The 18,836-nt window shown below is 72.2% G+C and carries 13 protein-coding genes; 4 read left to right on the top strand and 9 right to left on the bottom strand.

Translation table 11 applies throughout. From position 1 onward, the window contains the following. Positions 1–58: 58 nt before the first annotated feature. From K8638_RS05195 to K8638_RS05165, 7 genes are all read right to left on the bottom strand, one after another. Positions 59–475 (bottom strand): MerC domain-containing protein, encoded by a 417-nt coding sequence (locus K8638_RS05195; RefSeq protein WP_223753278.1) that lies wholly within the window; start codon positions 473–475, stop codon positions 59–61. Beyond that, positions 469–2,568, bottom strand: coding sequence for a tetratricopeptide repeat protein (locus K8638_RS05190; RefSeq protein ID WP_223753277.1), 2,100 nt, complete (start codon positions 2,566–2,568; stop codon positions 469–471). The genes K8638_RS05195 and K8638_RS05190 overlap by 7 nt, the downstream gene beginning before the upstream one ends. Before the next feature lie 10 nt (positions 2,569–2,578). After that, positions 2,579–3,181 (bottom strand): hypothetical protein, encoded by a 603-nt coding sequence (locus K8638_RS05185; RefSeq protein ID WP_223753276.1) that lies wholly within the window; start codon positions 3,179–3,181, stop codon positions 2,579–2,581. Between the two features lie 14 nt (positions 3,182–3,195). Next, a complete protein-coding gene (locus tag K8638_RS05180) occupies positions 3,196–3,579 on the bottom strand; it encodes a hypothetical protein (protein ID WP_223753275.1) in 384 nt (127 codons plus the stop codon). 83 nt (positions 3,580–3,662) lie between these two features. Continuing rightward, positions 3,663–4,151, bottom strand: a complete 489-nt coding sequence (locus K8638_RS05175; RefSeq protein WP_223753274.1) for a hypothetical protein — start codon at positions 4,149–4,151, stop codon at positions 3,663–3,665. Between the two features lie 283 nt (positions 4,152–4,434). Next, entirely contained in the window at positions 4,435–4,869 is a 435-nt protein-coding gene (locus K8638_RS05170; RefSeq protein WP_223753273.1) for a hypothetical protein, read from the bottom strand. A gap of 80 nt (positions 4,870–4,949) precedes the next feature. Beyond that, entirely contained in the window at positions 4,950–6,605 is a 1,656-nt protein-coding gene (locus K8638_RS05165) for a thiamine pyrophosphate-binding protein (protein ID WP_223753272.1), read from the bottom strand. A gap of 225 nt (positions 6,606–6,830) precedes the next feature. Here K8638_RS05165 and K8638_RS05160 point away from each other — a divergent pair, with 225 nt between their 5' ends. The 3 genes from K8638_RS05160 (at position 6,831) to K8638_RS05150 (ending at position 9,806) form a co-directional block, all read left to right on the top strand. Continuing rightward, positions 6,831–8,303 carry a hypothetical protein gene (locus K8638_RS05160; RefSeq protein ID WP_223753271.1) on the top strand — a complete coding sequence of 491 codons (1,473 nt, stop codon included), beginning with the start codon at positions 6,831–6,833 and terminating at the stop codon, positions 8,301–8,303. 99 nt (positions 8,304–8,402) lie between these two features. Continuing rightward, positions 8,403–9,113: a Bax inhibitor-1/YccA family protein gene (locus K8638_RS05155; RefSeq protein ID WP_223753270.1), complete on the top strand. Its 711-nt coding sequence runs from the start codon at positions 8,403–8,405 to the stop codon at positions 9,111–9,113. A 174-nt stretch (positions 9,114–9,287) separates the two neighbouring features. Continuing rightward, positions 9,288–9,806, top strand: a complete 519-nt coding sequence (locus tag K8638_RS05150; protein ID WP_223753410.1) for a biotin transporter BioY — start codon at positions 9,288–9,290, stop codon at positions 9,804–9,806. Positions 9,807–9,850: 44 nt separating this feature from the next. Here K8638_RS05150 and K8638_RS05145 read toward each other — a convergent pair whose 3' ends face one another. Further along, positions 9,851–10,192: a ferredoxin gene (locus tag K8638_RS05145; protein ID WP_223753269.1), complete on the bottom strand. Its 342-nt coding sequence runs from the start codon at positions 10,190–10,192 to the stop codon at positions 9,851–9,853. 606 nt (positions 10,193–10,798) lie between these two features. Here K8638_RS05145 and K8638_RS05140 point away from each other — a divergent pair. Then, a complete protein-coding gene (locus K8638_RS05140) occupies positions 10,799–13,591 on the top strand; it encodes a vitamin B12-dependent ribonucleotide reductase (RefSeq protein WP_223753268.1) in 2,793 nt (930 codons plus the stop codon). 114 nt (positions 13,592–13,705) lie between these two features. Here K8638_RS05140 and K8638_RS44820 read toward each other — a convergent pair whose 3' ends face one another. After that, positions 13,706–18,541, bottom strand: a complete 4,836-nt coding sequence (locus tag K8638_RS44820; protein WP_305071142.1) for a hypothetical protein — start codon at positions 18,539–18,541, stop codon at positions 13,706–13,708. Positions 18,542–18,836: the final 295 nt, after the last annotated feature.

The raw sequence follows: 18,836 nt of genomic DNA, 5'->3' as shown, positions 1-18,836 counted from the left end.
ACGGCTCCGGTCCGTCAAGCGGCGGGCGTACGGCACCACTCGGGGACGACGCTCCCGCTCACGCCGGTTCGGGAGGGCAACAGTCGCGGCACAGCGTCCGGTTGCGGCCATGGGCCAGCGCCATCACCAGGCCGCCAGCGAATGTGAGGACCGTCTCCCAGGGCCCGGCGGCATCCTCCGGCACGCCGAAGGCCCCGCCCGCAAGCAGCGCCATGCCGAGCACTGCGAGCAGTGGCGCGGACGCCCGGCGGTGGAGGCGCCAACCCGGGACGAAGGCGGCGAGCGCACTCACCGCCACCAGTGCCAGGAGGCCGTGGTGGACGGCCTCGGCTTCCAGCACCTCCGCGAGGGCCACCGGCAGGAGGGCCAGCACCACGGGCAGCAGCACGCAGTGGGCGATGCACAGCGCGGAGACGAGCTGTCCCACGCCGTCCCAGCGGGAGGTCTCCGTCGTGTTCGAAGCGGCGGTCAGCAAGACACCGTCTCCAGGACCCGGAAGGCCGGGGCCCCCGCCTCCAGGGGCGTCGGGACGTCGGAGGAGTGGACGAGACGCAGGACGCGGCCCCGGCCGGCGATGAAGGTCCGTGCGCGACGCAGCTCCGGCAGGTGCGGGTCCGCGTCACGCCAGCAGTCGAGGAAGGCGGTGAAGTCCGCCACCGCGTCGTCCCAGGCGCCCAGGGCCACCTGGGCCTCGGCGGCGAGCAGCCGGAAGTGGCCGCAGCCGGGCCGCTCCGACACCAGCGTCCGGGCCAGGGACAGCGCCCGGTCCTCGCGCTCCGAGCGCAGCCGCAGGCGGGCCAGCGCCTCGCGCGGCGAGCGGGAGAAGGGCGCGGGGCCGGCGGCGCGCAGACGGCGCTCCAGGCGCACGGCCCGCGTCAGCGTGGCCTCGGCACGGCCGGCGTCGCCCCGGCGGGCCTCCAGCGAGCCGCGCAGCTCCTGTGCGGCCACCTCCACCACCCGCGCCACATCACGGGGGCACAGCAGGCGTCCCTCCGAGCGGCGCTCCTCCGACAGCGGCGGGTGCAGCGCATCGAGCGCGTCACACGCGCGCTCCACCTCCATCAGCTTCCCCGCCTCGAGCGCGCTCACCCCGCGCGTGTACAGGCGGACTCCGTCGCGCAGCGCCCGGACGGCCAGCGGGGCGGACTCCGGCAGCTCCATGGGCACGTCCGCCGCCGCGCGCCAGAAGCCGAAGCGCAGGTGCGTGGACACCATGGTGATGGCCGCGAAGAGCAGCGCCTGGGGCTCGCTCCCCGCGCTCTCCCCGCGGTGCGACGGACGAAGGTCGGTGTGCTGGCCCGGCTCTGCGCGGCCCTGACCGAGCAGGGCCTGGGGCTCGCTCCCCGCGCCATCCACGCGGTGCGGCGGACGGAGGCCGGCGTGCTGGCCGAGCAGCACCTGGGACTGGTTCCCAGCGCCCTCCACGAGGTCACGTGAGCGGTGAGCCGAGGATGGGATGTCCGTGTGCTGGCCCGGCTCTGCGCGGCCCTGACCGAGCAGGGCCTGGGGCTCGCTCCCCGCGCCATCCACGCGGTGCTGAGGGAGGAATCCGGACAGGGCCTCGGTGTCCCGGACCGCCTCGGCGCGGCGGTGGACGAGCAGCGCCTGGGATTCGCGCCCCGCTTCCTCCACACGGTGCCGCAGGCGGCGGGCCCACGCCTGGGCCTCGGTGTACTGCCCCGCTTCCGCGCAGCCCTGGCTGAGCAGCCGCATGGCGGTCTCGGCGCTCGGAGCCGCCGTGTGCGGCAGGTGCTCCCCCGCGAGCCACGCGTCGTCCGCCGCCACCGCGGCCTCCAGCGCGCGGCGCGCCTCGTCCACCTTCCCCACCCGATGCAGGAGCCGGCCGGCGGCGAGCAGCGCCGGACTGGCCGCGGGCGCGAGCCGCACCAGCTTCCTCGCGCTCTCCAGCGCGGCCTCGGGCCGGGCGCTGTGCAGCATGGCGTGCACCCACGCGCAGTGCACACCCGCGTGGTCCGGGTGCGTGCGCAGCAGCTCACGTAGCAGGGCCTGCGCGTAGGGCTGTCCCTGCCCGGGGCGGCCGTCCGGCTCGTAGCCGTCGAGGAGGAAGCCGGCCAGCAGCAGCCGCGCCTCGGCGTCCTCGGGGTAGCGGTCGATGAGGCACTCCATGTCCCGCACGAAGGCATGGCGGCCGTTGGCGGGCCCCTTGTCCGCCAGCAGGCTGGCGGCGACGACGTAGCGCTGCTCCACGTCCGTGGCGCCCTCGCTCAAGGCCAGCGCGCGGCGGGTGGCCTCCGCGCGCGCGCCGGCGAACCGGGCACCCGCGCCACGCGCCAGGGCGAGCCCCCACCACGCCATGGCCAGTCCGGAGTCCCTGCGCGCCGCCTCGGCGAAGGCGCGGCGGGCCTCCTCGCCCCAGCCCAGGTGCAGCAGCCGCAGGCCCTGGTCGAAGTACGCCTGCGCCAGCGGCTCGCGGGTGCTCACCTCCAGGTGCGCGGTGCCCAGGCCCTCGCGCAGGGGCGGAGGCGGCAGCGCCTCGTCCGCGACGTCCTCCCAGGGGACATGGACGTAGATGGACGGTTCGTCGGCTCGGAGCAGTCGCGCCAGCATGGTGTCCTCCTCAGGCCCCGGAGACCGGGGCGTTACAGGCGTTGAATCCAGAATCCAGAGAGCGGATGCGCGAGCCGAGCCGCCGCCAGGCGGTCGCCAGCGCCTCCGCCGCGACCGGAGCAGCCTTGCGACGCGCCGCCAGGCACGTGCGCCTCCAGTCCGGCCCCAGCTCCCGCGCCACCCACTCCTCATGGCCGGCGAGCCACCCGGCCAGTGACACCAATCCCGCGCGCGCCGAGCGCCGCTCCTCCGCCGTGGCGGGCTCTCGCCACGGGCCCAGGTCGCAGGCACGGAAGGGAGGCCGCGCGGGCGCCGCCTCCAGGATGCGCGGAGAGAAGCCGTCCCTCGGAACGAAGACGGCCTCTCCGCACTCACACAGCACGCCGAAGCCCCACAGCACGAGGCGCCCACCGCCCGGCAGGTCCACCGTGTACGCGCTCTGCCCCTCCACGCCTTCGGGACGCGCGTGGCGGACGAGTCCCCGCCGCGCGAGGAGGTTCCCCTCGGGACACAGCACATCCCTGCCGAGGCACCACATGGAGGCGTCGAACAGACGCTCTCCGTCGCGGAGGAGCTCGCAGGGCAACACGGTGGAAGCGTCCTGGCCGGGCATGGGGCGCCTCACGCTCAGCTCGCGGCCTTCTTCGCCGTGCCGCCGCGGCGCACCGGCACCGCGCCGAACAGCGCGACGGCATCCACCGCGCCGCCGCCGTTCTTCGTCAGCACGGCGTTGACGGCGCGCACCAGCTTGCCGCGCACGCGGGGCGGCAGCGGCTGGTCACCCAGCGCGGCCTGGAGCTGCTGCGAGCTCACGCCACGGCCGCTCTTCGGCTTGCCGAGCTCCAGCTCCTGGTAGCTCTTGCCCTGCGTCTCCTTGTCGCGGCGCTTGCCGGCCCGCTTGCGGACGAGGACGCGGTCCGCGTCGCCATGGGCCTCGAGCTGCCGGGACAGGCGCAGCAGCGTGTCTTGGGAAATCTGCTTCTCGGTCAGGAACTGCTGGAAGGCACCCATCGTCGTCTCTCCTGGAAAGGGGGCCGGCGCATCCGCCGGCCCCGGGTGTTGGGGGTACGAGACCCGAGGCGTTGAAGCCCGGCCTACTCGTGGTCCTCGTGCGCCGCCTCCTCGATGACGATGGAGACGGACGACGCGGTGGTGGGACCGAAGGCCAGGGTGTGCGTGCCCACCGTCATGGGCACCACGTGGCGGCCCTTGATGTCCGTGCACTGGGAGGAGCTCTTCGTGCTCTCCTCGATCTCCACCGCCGCGCCGCTGGAGTTGGTGACGGTGAGGGCCACGTCCGCGCTGGTGAAGATGATGTAGTCGGTGGCCTCGGCCGCGGCGAAGGACACGGAGCCCGTCTTGCCGCCGGTGCCGTCCACCAGGGTGATGTCGTAGCGGCGGTGGTCATTGCTCACCGCCGGGGGCGTGCCGGTGAGGGTGGCGGTGACGGCGGTGGCCGGCCCCTCCTGGAGGTGCTCGCACCCCTCGACGTCGACGTTCTCCCCCTCTTCCTCGTCATCGCCGCAGGCGGCGGCGAGCAGCGCGGTGGACATCAGGAGGGCAGCAAGGAGCTTCTTGTTCATGGTGTTACTCCACGTGGATGGACTGCGGGTGGGCCAGGCCCGACACGCCGTTCCGGACACCGCCGGTGAGGGCGGCGCCAGCGCGGACGCGGCGAACCTGGAATGCTTGGGTGAGGCCGGCGGCGTGGCCAGGAGGCTCGGGAGATGGCTTCAGAGCGCGGCGGCGCCAGGGAGCCCGTGCCTACGCGACCCGCACGAGGCGGGCGACGGGCATGGGACGTCCGTGAGCGACACACTCCACGAGGCATGACAATGCCTCACGGAGAAACGCACTCCCCGGGCCTCAGGCGCGAGGCGGAGAGGCCTTGGGCGCGAGGTGCAGCCGGGCGACGGGTTCCGAATGGAAGCGGAACACGGCCAGCGCCGGCGCGGAGCGGGTGGGCATCACCGCCAGGAGGGTGGTGCCCTCCGCCGGAGGAGGTGTCTCCCGGCGGTTGAAGGCATGGACACAGTGGGCTTCGGCGCCGTGCGACTCGGCGGCCTCGCTCCGGGAGGCGACGCGGGCGTCGTCGAAGGAGTCCTCGACCTGCGCCACCGCGTGCTCACCGGAGGTGTCGACGTGGACCACCTCGCCGTGCTCCAGACACGTGGTGTGCTGGACCAGGGCGTGGTGGAGGACGCTGCTCCCGTACGCCAGCGCACACACGAGCACGAGCGGCAGCGCCAGGAGGCGCGACCGGACGAGACTCACGGGCAGGCGGCGGGTGGAGCGGCTCACGTCAACGGGTTCCCAGGTGATATCCGGTTGCGGTTTTAAGCCAGACAGACCGCGGCTGCAAGCCGGACTGTTTCAACCCCTCACACGGCGTACCCCATCGCACCCGCCTTCACGGGGCCGTCCGGGTCCAGCAGCACGTTGACACACGCCACCGTGCCGCTGGCCAGTGCCCGCTCCAGCGCGGGGCGGATCTGCTTCGGCTCCGTGACGTACTCACCATGGCCGCCGAACGCCTCCACCACCTTGTCGTAGCGGGTGGGCGACAGGAGCGTGGCGGGCGACTTGTCCTCGCCGAACATCTGCACCTGCGGCAGGCGGATCTGCCCCCACGCCGCGTCGTTCCCCACCACGCACACCATGGGCAGCTTGAAGCGCACCGCCGTCTCGAAGTCGAAGCCGTTGAGGCCGAACGAGCCGTCGCCCTGCACCACCCAGCACGTGCGCTCGGGGTGCAGCACCTTGGCCGCGAGCGCGAACGGAGCCCCGACACCCAGGCAGCCCAGCGGGCCCGGATCCAACCACCGTCCCGGCCGCTTCAGCTCCAGTACCTTGGCCGCCATTGCAACCCAGTTTCCTCCGTCCGCGATGAACACCGGGTCCTGTCCCGCGGCATTGGCCACGTCGGACAGCTCCCTCGCCAGCCGGTAGTGGTGGATGGGCGTGCTGTCGCTGCGCGCCCACTCGTCGATGGCGGCCTGGCGGCGCGCTTCTCCTTCGCGCAGCGTGGCGAGCAGCGTGTCGCGCCGCGCCCGGTCGGCGCCCGCCTCCAGCGCGGTGAGCGCGCTGAAGCTGTCCGCCACGAGGCCGACCTCCACGGGGCGGTTGCGGCCCAGCTCCGTCGGGTCGATGTCCACCTGCACGATTTTCGTCTCGGCGCTGAAGGTGGGCTCCGCGCCGTAGTTGAGGCGGAAGTCGAAGGGCGTGCCGATGACGAACACCACGTCCGCGCCGCTCAGCGCCTCCTTGCGCGAGTGCTGGAAGAAGAGCGGGTGCCCCGCCGGCAGGCAGCCACGGCCCGCGCCGTTGAGGAACACGGGCACCTGGGCCCGCTCCGCGAAGGCGCGCAGCGCGTCCCAGGCGCCATCCCAGTACACGGAGGAGCCCGCGAGCAGGGCCGGACGCTCGGCGGCGCGCAGCAGCGCCAGGGCCTCGTCCACCTTGCGCGGGTCCGGTGCCACGCGCGCGTCCGTGCGGTAGCGCTCCGGCATGCGCAGCGACTCCTCCTCCACGCCGTTGCAGAGCACGTCCCACGCCAGCTCCAGGAACACCGGCCCGGGGCGGCCGGAGAGCGCCACGCGGAAGGCCTTCGCCAGGAAGTGCGGCACCGCCTCCGGCGTGGGCACGCGGTCCGACCACTTGGAGATGCGGTGGAACAGGTCCACCTGCTCCATCTCCTGCAGCGCGCCGCGCCCCTGGTTGAACGTCGGCGCCGCGCCGCCCAGCAGCAGCATGGGCGAGCTGGCCGCGTACGCGTTGGCCACGCCGGTGAGCGCGTCCGTCACGCCGGGGCCCGCCGTCACCACCGCCACGCCCACGCCGCGTGTCAGCCGCGCATAGGCGTCCGCGGCATGCGCGGCGGCCTGCTCGTGCCGGGTGTCGATGATGGCGATGCCCTCCTCCACGCATGCGGCGTAGATGGGGGCCACGTGCAGCCCGGAGAGCGTGAAGATGTGCCGCACGCCTTCCTTCTTCAGCATCCGCGCGACGAGCTGCCCACCGCTGACCATGCTGCTCATGACCGAGCCTCCTGTGCGGGAAACAAACGAAGGACCGGGAGCCACCCGCTGGCGCCCGCCCTCCGGGCGAGGGAGCAATCGTGGCGTGTCCGGGTCTCCGCTGACTACCGGGAACAGGCTTGCAGGAGGGGCGGAGCCACATCACACCGTGGACCCGAGAACCCCTCCGGGCGTAGGTTGCTCGCGCCCGGGCGGACCGGGCGCTTCTTCGAGGTCAGGACTTCAGTGCAAGAGTTCATCGACGTGCTGCGGAGCCAGGCGCGCCACATCGCGCCCGAGCTGGCCCAACTCGCGTACAAGCGGGGCCTGGCGGTGACGCAGAAGGACGGCACCACCCGGCCCATCCCCATCACCGCCACCCCCGTGGTGCTGGACGCCGCGGAAATCCGCCGCCGCGCGGAGCTGTCCGCGCACCTCGCGTCCGCCACGGCGAAGCTGTCGCGGGCCATCCTCGGCGGCCCCGACGCGGAGGACCTGCTGGGCGCCCTCTCCCCGCTCGAGCGCTCGCTCGCGGAGCGCACCTGGCGCCAGTCCTCCCGGCTGGCCACCACCCGCGTGGACTACTTCGTCGCCGGCGGCAAGCCCTGGGCGCTGGAGGTCAACGCCACCATCCCCGCGATGCAGGGCTACAGCGACATCGCCGCGCGCACCTTCATCGAGGTGGTGGGCCGCTACTTCCGCTACCCGGAGAAGGCGCTGCACGCGCTGCTCGCCCTCAATGGCAGCAACACGCTGGCGCTGTACCGGGCGCTGCTGGACGGGTACGCGGCCGAGCGCGACGGGAAGCTGCCGGACACGGTGGCCCTGCTGTGCCGGCGCAATGACGCGCAGATTTCGGAGCTGCGCTGGCTGTGCGAGCGCTTCCGCGAGTTCGGCGCGGACGCGGACGTGGTGCACCCGGACGAGGTCTCCGGTGACGACGCCTTCGTCGTGAATGGCAAGAAGTACGACCTGGTGTACCGGCACCTCTTCGTGCGGCGGCTGGAGGAGACGCCCTCGCCGTGGGTGGAGGACTTCCTGGGCGTGGTGCCGGGAAAGAAGGCGGTGTTCCTCAACCCGCCCGCCTCGCAGATGGAGGTGAAGTCGACGTTCGCCCGCCTGTCGCAGGCCCTGTCCGAGCCCCGGCTCGCCGAGGCCGCGGGCCTCACCGCCGACGAGCTGGAGGCGGTGCGCGCCTCGGTGCCGTGGACGCGAGTGTTCCGTCCTGGCCCCGCCATCGGTCCGGACGGCGGGCGCGTGGAGGACCTGGTGGCCCTGGTGGCCGCGGAGCCGGCGCGCTTCGTCCTCAAGCGCTCGTGGGACTACGGCGGCAAGGCCGTGTTCCTGGGCCGCTCGACGGGCACGGTGCCCTACACGGAGCGGGTGAAGGCCGCCTACGGCGAGCCCCTCGGATGGCCGGAGCTGTGCGCCCGCGCCGCCGCGGACCCGAAGGGCGGTGGCTTCGTGGTGCAGGAGGTGGTGGACAGCCCTCCGGAGGACCACCTGCTCTGCGAGCCCAACGGCACCGTGCTTCCCGCGTCCTTCTTCGTGGACTACTCCGCGTACGCCTCGGTGGGGCTCGCCCGCCAGCCCGCCTGGGGAGGTGTCTGCCGGGGCTCCATGTCGGAGATCGTCAACATCGTCGGCGGCGGTGGCGTGCTGCCGCTCATCACCACGGAAGTGGCCTCCAAGCTTTTGATGGCGTGGAAGGCCATTTAAGCGGAGCTACAGACGGCCGGGGCGTGCGCACGCCCCGGCCGGACGCGTTATAAGGGCGCGTCGCCGGGGCCCTTCCCCGGCATGAAAGGACCAAGGTTCATGGCCTGGGAAACTTCGGGATGGCAGGCGGCCGAGAGCGCCTCGGTGGACTCCGTCCTCGTGCAGGAGTCGCAGCGCGCGTTCATGACGCGCGTCCACGGTTGGATGTTCGCCGGGCTGATGCTCACCGGCGTGACGGCGCTGGTGACGGTCAGCAATGATGCGCTGCTGCGGACGGTGATGAACTGGAGCATGCCCCTGCTGCTCGTGCAGCTCGGCGTGGTGTTCGCGCTGTCGTTCCTCGCGCCCCGCCTGTCGGGCGCGGTGGCCGCGGCGATGTTCCTCGGCTACTCGGCGCTCACGGGGATGACGCTGTCCATCCTCTTCCTCGTCTACACGGCGGGCAGCATCGCGCAGGCGTTCTTCCTGACGGCGGGCGTCTACGGCGCCATGGCCATCTACGGCACCGTCACCAAGAAGAACCTGAGCGCCTGGGGCACCTTCCTCTTCATGGGCCTCATCGGCGTGGTGCTGGCCAGCCTGGTCAACATGTTCATGCGCAGTGACGCCGTGTCCTTCGTCGTCGCGTGCGCGTCCGTCATCGTCTTCGCGGGCCTGACGGCGTACGACACCCAGAAGCTGCGACAGATGCACGCCAGCACGGGCTACAGCAGCGCCGCGACGGTGAGCATCGTCGGCGCGCTGACGCTCTACCTGGACTTCATCAACCTGTTCCTCGCCATCCTGCGGCTGCTCGGCCGCCGCCGGTAGTCACCGCGAACAGCGAAGCCGTTTCCCGAAGCGGCGGTGTGGACCTCTCCCGAGGCCGCGCCGCCGCTTCTGTATGACCGGCTCCGGAGGTCCCTCTTGCCCGCTGCCCCCATCGCCCAACCCCAGCCCGTGGTCCTGGCCGACCGGGTCGCTCACACCCGGGCGCATGACGTGATGCTCGTGCTCGGCGCGGCCCTGTTCACCGCGGGCCTCTCGCAGCTCGCTGTTCCGGTGCCTGGCTCCCCGGTGCCCATCACGGGCCAGACGCTCGCGGTCATGCTCACCGCCGCGGCGCTCGGGCCGCTGCGCGGCATGCTGGGGCAGCTGGCCTATGTCGTGATGGGAGCGGTGGGACTGCCGTTCTACTCACGCGCCGCCAGTGGCATCGAAACCGTCCTCGGGGCGACCGGCGGCTTCCTGGTGGGCTTCATCCCGGCGGCCTTCCTGGTGGGGCTGGCCGCGCAGCGCGGTCTGGACCGGTCTCCGTGGAAGGCCCTGCCCCTCTTCGTCGCCGGCCAGTTGGTGATCTTCGCCGTCGGCGTGCCCTGGCTTGCCGTCGTAGCCCGGCTCGATGTCGACACGGCCCTGGCGAAGGGCTTCCTGCCCTTCGTCCCGGGCGCGCTGCTCAAGGCCGCCATCGCCGCCGCGTTGATGCCGCTCTGCTGGCGGCTCGGGCGCCCCCGCGAGGCCTGACGCCACCCGGTCAGCTGAATCGGGGCGAGCGAACGTAACGGGCGTCAGCCGCCCGCCTTCTCCTTGCGGGAGAACGGCATCATCAGCCGCTCCACGGGGCGGCCGTTGACCAGGTGCTGGTCCACGATTTCCGGCACGTCCTCCACCTTCACGCCGCCGTACCAGGTACCCTCGGGGTAGACGACGACGGAGACGCCGAAGGCGCACGTGTCCAGGCACCCCGCCGCGTTGGCGCGCATGCCGCCCTTGAGCCCGCGCTTGTCGAGCTCCTCCTTGAAGGCGGCGCGCACCTCCTCCGCGCCCTTGCTGGCGCAACACCCCTTGGGGTTCCCTTCCGGGCGGCGGTTGGTGCAGACGAAGACGTGGCGCTTGAACGGAGGAGGCATGTCCGCCTCCTAACGCGACAGAGGCGTGAAATCGACGCCCTCGTTCACCACCGGACCGCCCGCCACCGGCCCCGGGCACCGCTTTCTGGCCAGGCCACTAGGCGGGGGAAAGATCCGTGCACACACTTCCAGCAAACGTCTCCCAGTGATCACGCTCGCTTGCGAAGGAGTGACGCTACATGGCTCGCCATATGGCCTCTGCCATTGCAAAGCACCTCTTGCTAGCGCGCGCGCATGGCTTTAGATCGGCCGTCCCCGCCCGCCGTCGCTACAGGCAGGCAGCCAGCCGTAGCAACCCGCCCTCTTCGTGCGTGAGCCACAATTCATGGTGGGTGTGATGATGCCCAGCACTATTCATTGTATGGGCCGATTCTTTGACGGGGTTGCCACGAGCGTCGTATTGATCGCCTCGCCCGCCGGGCAGGCGGGCACCTTCCCAGGACAGATTCCGGCGCGCCGCGCCCCTCGAACCGCTTCCCGAGCCCGCTCGGAGGCCCCTCGCGACTGCTCGCGACCCGCCTCCCGGATCTTGAGCGATCTCGCGGCTTTGGCGTTTTGCAAAGTTTTGCATCAGGACTCTCAGTGAACCCCGCGGAGGCAGGTGACATGGACAAGGAGCTGAGCTCGAAACCGTCGGTGAACGGGAAGGAGCGACGCAACGGGCGAAAGGGGCGGGCAGCGGCCACGGGATTGTCCGTGGAGCGCTTCTTCACGACGCCGGGAGTGGACCCCGCGGATGAGCTGGCGTGGGAATACCGCAGCGCCAGCATCACCGGAGAGGACGGCAAGGCCGTCTTCGAGCAGAAGAACATCGAGGTGCCGAAGTCCTGGTCGATGCTGGCGACGAACGTCGTGGCGTCGAAGTACTTCCGCGGCACGCCCGGCACGCCGGAGCGCGAGTCGAGCGTCCGCAAGCTCGTGGCCCGGGTGGTGGACACGCTCACCGACTGGGGAATGAAGGGCGGCTACTTCGCGACGGAGACGGACCGGGAGACCTTCCACGCGGAGCTGACGCACCTGCTGCTGCGGCAGAAGGCGTCGTTCAACTCGCCCGTCTGGTTCAACGTGGGCGTGGAGTCGCAGCCGCAGTGCTCCGCGTGCTTCATCAACAGCGTGGAGGACAACATGGACTCCATCCTGTCGCTGGCGCGCACGGAGGGCATGCTCTTCAAGTACGGCAGCGGCACGGGCAGCAACCTGTCCTCCATCCGCGGCAGCAAGGAGCTCCTGGCGGGCGGCGGCACCGCGTCCGGCCCGGTGTCCTTCATGAAGGGCTTCGACGCCTTCGCCGGCGTCATCAAGAGCGGCGGCAAGACGCGCCGCGCGGCGAAGATGGTCATCCTCAACGCGGACCACCCGGACGTCCTCGAGTTCATCCGCTGCAAGTCCGCCGAGGAGAAGAAGGCCTGGGCGCTCATCGAGGCCGGGTATGACCCGTCCTTCAACGGCGAGGCGTACTCGTCGGTGTTCTTCCAGAACTCGAACAACTCGGTGCGCGCCACCGACGAGTTCATGAAGGCGGTGGTGAGCGACGGCACGTGGACGACGAAGGCCGTGCGCGACGGCCGGCCCATGGGCACGTACCGGGCCCGGGAGCTGTTCCGGGAGATCGCCGAGGCGGCGCACCTGTGCGGCGACCCGGGACTCCAGTTCGACACCACGGTGAACAACTGGCACACGTGCTCGGGCACGGCGCGCATCAACGCGTCCAACCCGTGCTCGGAGTACATGTTCCTGGACGACTCGGCCTGCAACCTGGCGTCCCTGAACCTGATGCACTTCCGCACCATCGACGGCGGCTTCGACGTCACGGCCTTCAAGCACGCCGTCGACATCATGCTGACGGCGCAGGAAATCATCGTCGGCTCCTCGCGCTACCCCACCGAGCGCATCGAGAAGAACAGCCACGACTACCGGCCGCTGGGCCTGGGGTACGCCAACCTGGGCGCGCTGCTGATGGCCACGGGCCTGCCGTATGACTCGCCCGCCGGCCGCAACTACGCGGGGGCGATTACGTCGCTGATGTGCGGCGAGGCGTACGCGATGAGCGCGCGGCTGGCGGAGAAGATGGGCGCGTTCGCCGGCTACGCGAAGAACGCGGAGCCCATGCTGGGCGTCATCCGCAAGCACCGCAAGGCGGCGTACCACATCGCTCCGGAGGGCGTGGGCGAGGACCTGTACGCGGCGCAGAAGGCGGCCTGGGACGAGGCGCTGGCGCTCGGCGAGGCGCACGGCTACCGCAACAGCCAGGTGACGGTGCTGGCCCCCACGGGGACCATCGGCTTCATGATGGACTGCGACACCACCGGCATCGAGCCGGACATCGCGCTCATCAAGTACAAGAAGCTGGTGGGCGGCGGCATGCTGAAGATCGTCAACCAGACGGTGCCGCTGGCGCTGGAGAAGCTGGGCTACCCGCAGACCCAGGCGCAGGACATCATCAGCTACCTGGACAAGCAGGAGACGATTGAAGGCGCCCCGCACCTGAAGCCCGAGCACCTGCCGGTGTTCGACTGCGCCTTCAAGCCGGCGCGCGGCCAGCGCAGCATCGGGTGGATGGGCCACATCCAGATGATGGAGGCCTGCCAGCCGTTCCTCTCCGGCGCCATCTCCAAGACGGTGAACATGCCGTCCGACGCGACGGTGGAGGACATCGAGAAGGCGTACCTGGAGGCGTGGAAGCGCGGCCTGAAGGCCATTGCCGTGTACCGCGACGGCTGCAAGCGGACGCAGCCGCTCAACACGTCCAAGGACGCGGTGAAGGACACCCCGCAGGCCAGGGCGCCCGCGCCGGAGGTGCAGCCGGCGGTGAAGCCCGAGCCGCGCGCGGTGCGCCGCCGGTTGCCGGACGAGCGCCGGTCCATCACCCACAAGTTCTCCATCGGGGGCCACGAGGGCTACCTGACGGTGGGCATGTACGAGGACGGGACGCCGGGCGAGCTGTTCGTCGTCATGGCGAAGGAGGGCTCGGTGGTGAGCGGGCTGATGGACAGCTTCGCCACCAGCGTGTCCCTGGCGCTCCAGTACGGCGTGCCGCTGAAGGTGCTGGTCGACAAGCTCAGCCACACCCGCTTCGAGCCCAGCGGCTTCACGGGCAACCCGGCCATCCCCATCGCCAAGTCCATCACCGACTACATCTTCCGGTGGCTGGAGCTGAAGTTCCTGCCGAAGCAGGACGAGAGCGAGGACGCGGTGCTGGCGTCTCCGGTGGAGGCGGCGCCCACCCCGCAGGCCCTGCCCGCCGAGGTGGTGGCGCCCGCCCTCCCCGTCTCGGGGCTGCGCAGCACGTGGCTCAACCAGGCGGACGCCCCGCCGTGCCACACCTGCGGCGCGATCATGGTGCGCAGCGGGGCCTGCTACAAGTGCGGCAACTGCGGCGCCACCAGCGGCTGCAGCTGAGCCTCGCGCGACGCGCGTGAAGTGAGGAGGGCTCCGGAGAGACTGGCTCCGGGGCCCTTCCGCGTTTCTGCCCTCCCCTCGAGTCGCGGGTTCGCTGGCGAGGAGAGGTCCGGGTCATTCGCCCCGGTACGCGGGGAGGCGGTCGTAGGCTTCGGACGCCTTGTCGACGACGCGGGCGAGGTCCTCGAGGAGCGCGCTGTCGACGGGCTCCGAGCCGGAGTCCGCCACGACGAAGGCGACGGGACGGCCCCGGCTCCGGAGGGCGACGACCAGCAACCGCGAGGAGGTCTCGCCGAGCGCGGAGAAGATGGCCTCGTCCTGTGCGCAGCTCGGAGCGTTGAAGACGCTCGGGCCGGTGCCCGCCATCGCCGTGGTGAGGAGCGACGGGGCCTCGAGATCGACCTTGAGCGCGGACACCGCCGGGCTGTCACTGCCCGGGCCCCAGGCGTGCCCCACCCGCGCGAGGCCGAGGCTCTCGCCGAGCAGGAACGCGCGCCGGAAGCGTCCCGCGCAGTACGCGAGCAGCACCTTGCCGAGCGTGCCCTGCGTCCCCACGGCGTCCAGCGCCGAGAGCACCTGCTCCGCCGTCACCGACGGCCCGCCGGACGGCGTCTCCGTGGAAGCGCTGGCCGCGGCCAGGAGCGAGGTGACGAGCTCGGAGGGCCCCGCCGGAGGCTGCCAGGGCTGCTGGATGAAGTCCCACGCCGAGGCCAGTGGCACCTCGGACGCCGGAGGCTCCGCTGGCACGGCGGCGACGGCCGGCCCGTCGAGGTCCACGGCCCGATCCGCCCAGGTCGTCTCCGCGGTGTGGCCGATGGTCCCATTGCCCTCGTGGCCCTGCCAGCCCACGAACTCCCACGTCGACGCGAGCTCCATCGTGTCGCCGGAGGAGGCGGGAAGGTCGTCGAGCTCGATGGGGGCTCGCGGAGCGGCCTGCTCCGGCTCCGGCGCCTCTGGAGTGGCGGTGTCGGAGGTGGGCTCGGACTCCTGGGCCGAGGCCTGCACGGGACTCGCGGCGACAGACACGGACGCCGCGTCCGCGCCGAGCGTGGCGGCGGGCGCGGAGTCCTGAGCGGTGCTCTCGGAGGTGGACCCGGGCTCCGCGGCAGCGCGGGCCGTGACTGCGTCCTCGGAGGCGGCAACGACCGATGGAGGGGGCGTCGTGTCCGGCTGGGGCGCTCCCTCGGCACCCGTCGCAGCGGGGTGCTCGGAAGAGGAGGGCTCGGCCTCCGCGGTGGCACGGGAGTCCGAGAGTCCTTCGCCCTGCTGCATCACCGGCTGCGCATCGGCTGGCGGCGTACCTGCGTCGGAGGTGGACGCCAAGCTGTCCGCATCAGCCCCCGCCTGGAGCGACGGTGCGGCTTCGGCCTGCGCTTCGCCGAGAACCTCCGCGTCCAGAACCAGCACGGATGCTGGAGCACCTGCCTCGACCGAAGTGCCCGACTCCGTGGAGAGACTGGGGTCGTCCTCGCCAGGCTCATCCGCGGGCAGAGCGAAGCCGTAGACCGTGGTCCGCTCTGTCTCCATCCGTGGCTCGCTGTCCGCGGCGACGTCGAGTTGCTCGCTCGGCTCCGCGGACAGGTCGACAGTCGCGAGCTCTTCACGTGGCTCGCCCTGAGTGACGGCCGCTGGATTCATGGCATCCGGCAACACCGGCGCCGCATCCTCGGTCACGCTGGCGGGCTCGACCGCTATGTCGAGGACTGCCATCCGAGTCGTCACGGAGGCAGCATCGGTGTCGGCCCCCGAGTCCGTCCGGGCAGACGATTCCGCGTCCATCGCGACGGGCGCGGTCTCGGTGGCAGAGGATTCAGCCCCCTGCCCCGCCGGGTTCGTCATCACGGGCTCGGCGCTGGCCTCGAGAACCTCTACCGCTGGTGTGAGGGGCGCGGAGGCGGACTCGGCGTTCAACGCGTGCGGCTGTTCGCCGGTGGGAGCCGCTGCCTCCGGTTCCGTGCGCGCGGTGCCGGGGGTTCCGGCGTCCGACGGCCCAACCGGGCTGGCCTCGTCACGGTGGGGCTCTGCCTGCTCGACGACAGCGTCCTTCCCGGCCTCGAGCACCGGCGCAGTACTCCCAACCGGGCTGGACTCGTCACGGTGGGGCTCTGCCTGCTCGACGACAGCGTCCTTCCCGGCCTCGAGCACCGGCGCAGTCCCCGCAACCGGGCTGGACTCGTCACGGTGGGGCGCTGCCTGCTCGACGACAGCGTCCTTCCCGGCCTCGAGCACCGGCGCAGTACCCGCCTCCGCGGGATGCGACTGGCCCGGGCGCTGGTCGCCCGTGACATGCGTTGGCTCCGCCACGTCCCCGGTCGCAAGGGACAGTACGGGGGCGGCGAGGTCCACGCTGGACGACGGTGCCTGCGCCTCCGAAGCGGGAGCAGGTGGCTGCGCTGGAACCGGAACGGCCTGGGACGGGGTCGACGGCGCATGGCCGTGAGGCCTCAAAGCCGCGGGCGACATCCCCGGCGGAACCTGGGACATCCCCGGAGGCGCCGCCATCGGAGGACCGGACACACGGGCCTGCGGGGCCTCTCCGGGCCGAGGCTGCGCGGCAGGTGCCATGCCCACCGCGGGAACGGACTGCGACGGACGCGCGGGCATGGGCGGACCGCCCTGCGGCATTCCCGGGCCATGCATCCCCGGAGGCATGCCGGGCCCGCGAGCACCGGCAGGGGGAATCGGCCCGCCCGGAGGCGGCCCCTGGCGGGGAGGCATTCCCGGCTGCGCGCCCATCGGGGCGCCCGGAGGCACCGGAGCGCCCGGCATCATGCCCGGCGCCATGGGCCTCGCCTGGCCTGGCATGGGCGGACCACCCGCGCCCGCAGGCATCATCTGTCCCGGCGGCATCTGCGGCCTCGCGGCGCCCGGAGGCATGGGAGCCCCCGGCATCGCGGGGGGACGGGCCCCCTGAGACATCGCTCCCGGCGGAGGCGTCATGGGCGCGTTCGCGGGCATGGGCCCCGACGGCGCTCCCGGCTGCTGCGGGGGCCTCGCTCCCTGAGGCGACACCGCGGCCGGATTCGCCAATGGCTGCGGAGGTACAGGCCCGGACGCCTGAGCAGGCATCCCTCCGGACGGAGGGGGCGTGGCCGGGTGCGCGGGAGCCTGCGGCGGGACAGCCCCAGCCGCATGTGCAGGCATCGCCCCGGACGGAGTCGCCATGGGCGCGTTCGCGGGCGCATGCGAGGAGACAGCTCCGGCCGCATGAGCAGGCATTGCCCCGGACGGAGTCGCCATGGGCGCGTTCGCGGGCGCCTGCGCAGGCACCGCGCCCCCGGCGTGAGCAGCCATCGCCCCACCCTGCGCCATCGTGGGCGACATGCCCCTGGGAGCCATGCCGGGAGGTTGTGGCGCCGCTGCCTGCGGAGGCATGGGCCGCGCCATCGCCGGAGGCTGCGGCGCTCCAGCAGGAGGCCGCGGCGCAGCGCCCTGCGGCGGCATGGGTTGCGGCTGCGCGGCACCCGGCGGCGGCGTCGGCGGACGCGCCATGCCCGGCGGAACAGCCCCCTGAGGCCCCGGCACAGTGGGGATTCCCGTCGCCGAAGGAGGCCGTGCCCCCGAGGCGCCCATCATTCCGGGCGGCACCGCGGCGGCCCCCGCCATCGCCTGCGCCGGGGCAGGTCTCGCCATCATCCCCGGCGGCATGGACGCGGCAGGTCCCTGCGGCCCTTCCGCCCCGGCGGGCCCACCCTGCGGCGGCATGGGACGGGACTGCCCCATCACGGGCGGCGGCGTCGGCGCGGTGGCCATGCCCGGAGCCTGCGGGGCCCGATTCATCACCGGAGGCTGCGGCGGCATCGCGCCCGGACCTCCAGCCTGACGCGCCACCATGCCCGGCGGCTGCGCGCCGCCCGTGGGCACCGGCGCCTCCGCCGGAACCGAAGCGGCCAGCCGTGGCGGCGCGGCCTGCGCCTGCCCGAGCTGCGGCGGCATGGCCCGAGCCCCCTCGGTGGAAGCCAGCTGCGGAGGCACCGCCACACGCGGCATCTCCGTCGGCGTGAGGCGAGGCGGTGAGCCGGGACGCCCTCCCACGGGCACGCGCTCCCCGACGGCCCCCAACACCGGAGGCTCGGAGCCGACGCCCGTGACCACCGGGACCTCCTCCAGCACGTCCGCCTCCAGCACGTCGATTTCCTCCGCCTGGACGGGAGGGGCAAGCCGGGGCGGCTCCGCCACGGCGGGCGCGAGCCGGGGTGGAGCCGCGGGCCTCGTGGCCCCGGGCACCTGCGCGCCTCGCGACGCGTCCATGGCGGCGAGCTGCGGCGGCGCGGGCGGAGGCAGCACATTCGCGGGCGGTGCCGTGCCCGTATCGGTGCCTTCGTCGTCCGAATCGTCACTGAGGAACTGGCCCGGCGCGAGCCCGCCGAACATTCCCCCGGCGTCCGGGGCGGGACGCACGGGCGCGGGAGGCACGGCGGGCGCCGCCGCCGGTGCTCGCGCGGCGCCCGCGGGAACCGCCATGGCCTGGACCGGAGCCGGACGCCTTCCGGGCTCCAGCCGGATGTACCGCGCCTCCCGCTTGATGTCGTAGCGCTTCGCCAGGAAGTGATACACGCGCAGCTCGGGCGCGACATACGGGACGATGCGCAACCCGGTCGCGAAGCTGAGCGCATCCGTGTCCCGCAGCTCCTGCGGGTTCACCATCGCCACCTTGAGCCGCCGTCCCTCCTGCCCCAGCGGGAAGGCGAGGTGCTTCTCCGCCAGCGCGGCCGGCAACAACGCCAGCGTCGCATCCGGAACCGCCTCGAAGTCCGCTTCCTGGGCCACCGGGTAGCGAGACTGCTCCCCCAGCACCATGGCCAGTGTGTCGATGTCGAGGATGTCCAGTTCGACGAGGTTGGTGCCCAACCGCCCACCGTAGATGAGCTGGGCCTTGAGGGCCTCGTCGAGCTGCGCCTGCGTGATGAGGCCCTTGCGGACCAGGATCGCTCCAAGCTTTTCGGCCATGCCCCTCGGATTGTAGACGGCTTCGCGCCCGAGCACCCCGTGTCGCCCCGCACCCGGCGCTTCTTTCCGCACGCCCGCACCCTGGGCGGCCCCCCACCCGGCGGAAACAACCGCTCCGCGTGAAACAGCGTGCATGCCTGCCTGCCCTGCCGCACCGCGCGTGACGCATCACGCAGGCCCGAACCCCGCCTCCCCACCTACCTGCCCCCGGGGGCAGTGAGACGAAAGAGCCACCGGAGCCATGCACTTATTGCAACACAATAAACAACAAACCAATAACGGGATGTCGGGGATG

Origin of the sequence: Myxococcus sp. RHSTA-1-4 (assembly GCF_020037125.1) — a bacterium.
Taxonomy (GTDB): Bacteria; Myxococcota; Myxococcia; order Myxococcales; family Myxococcaceae; genus Myxococcus.
The sequence above is the reverse complement of the archived record's forward strand: the minus strand, read 5'-3'. Positions and strand labels throughout refer to the sequence as shown.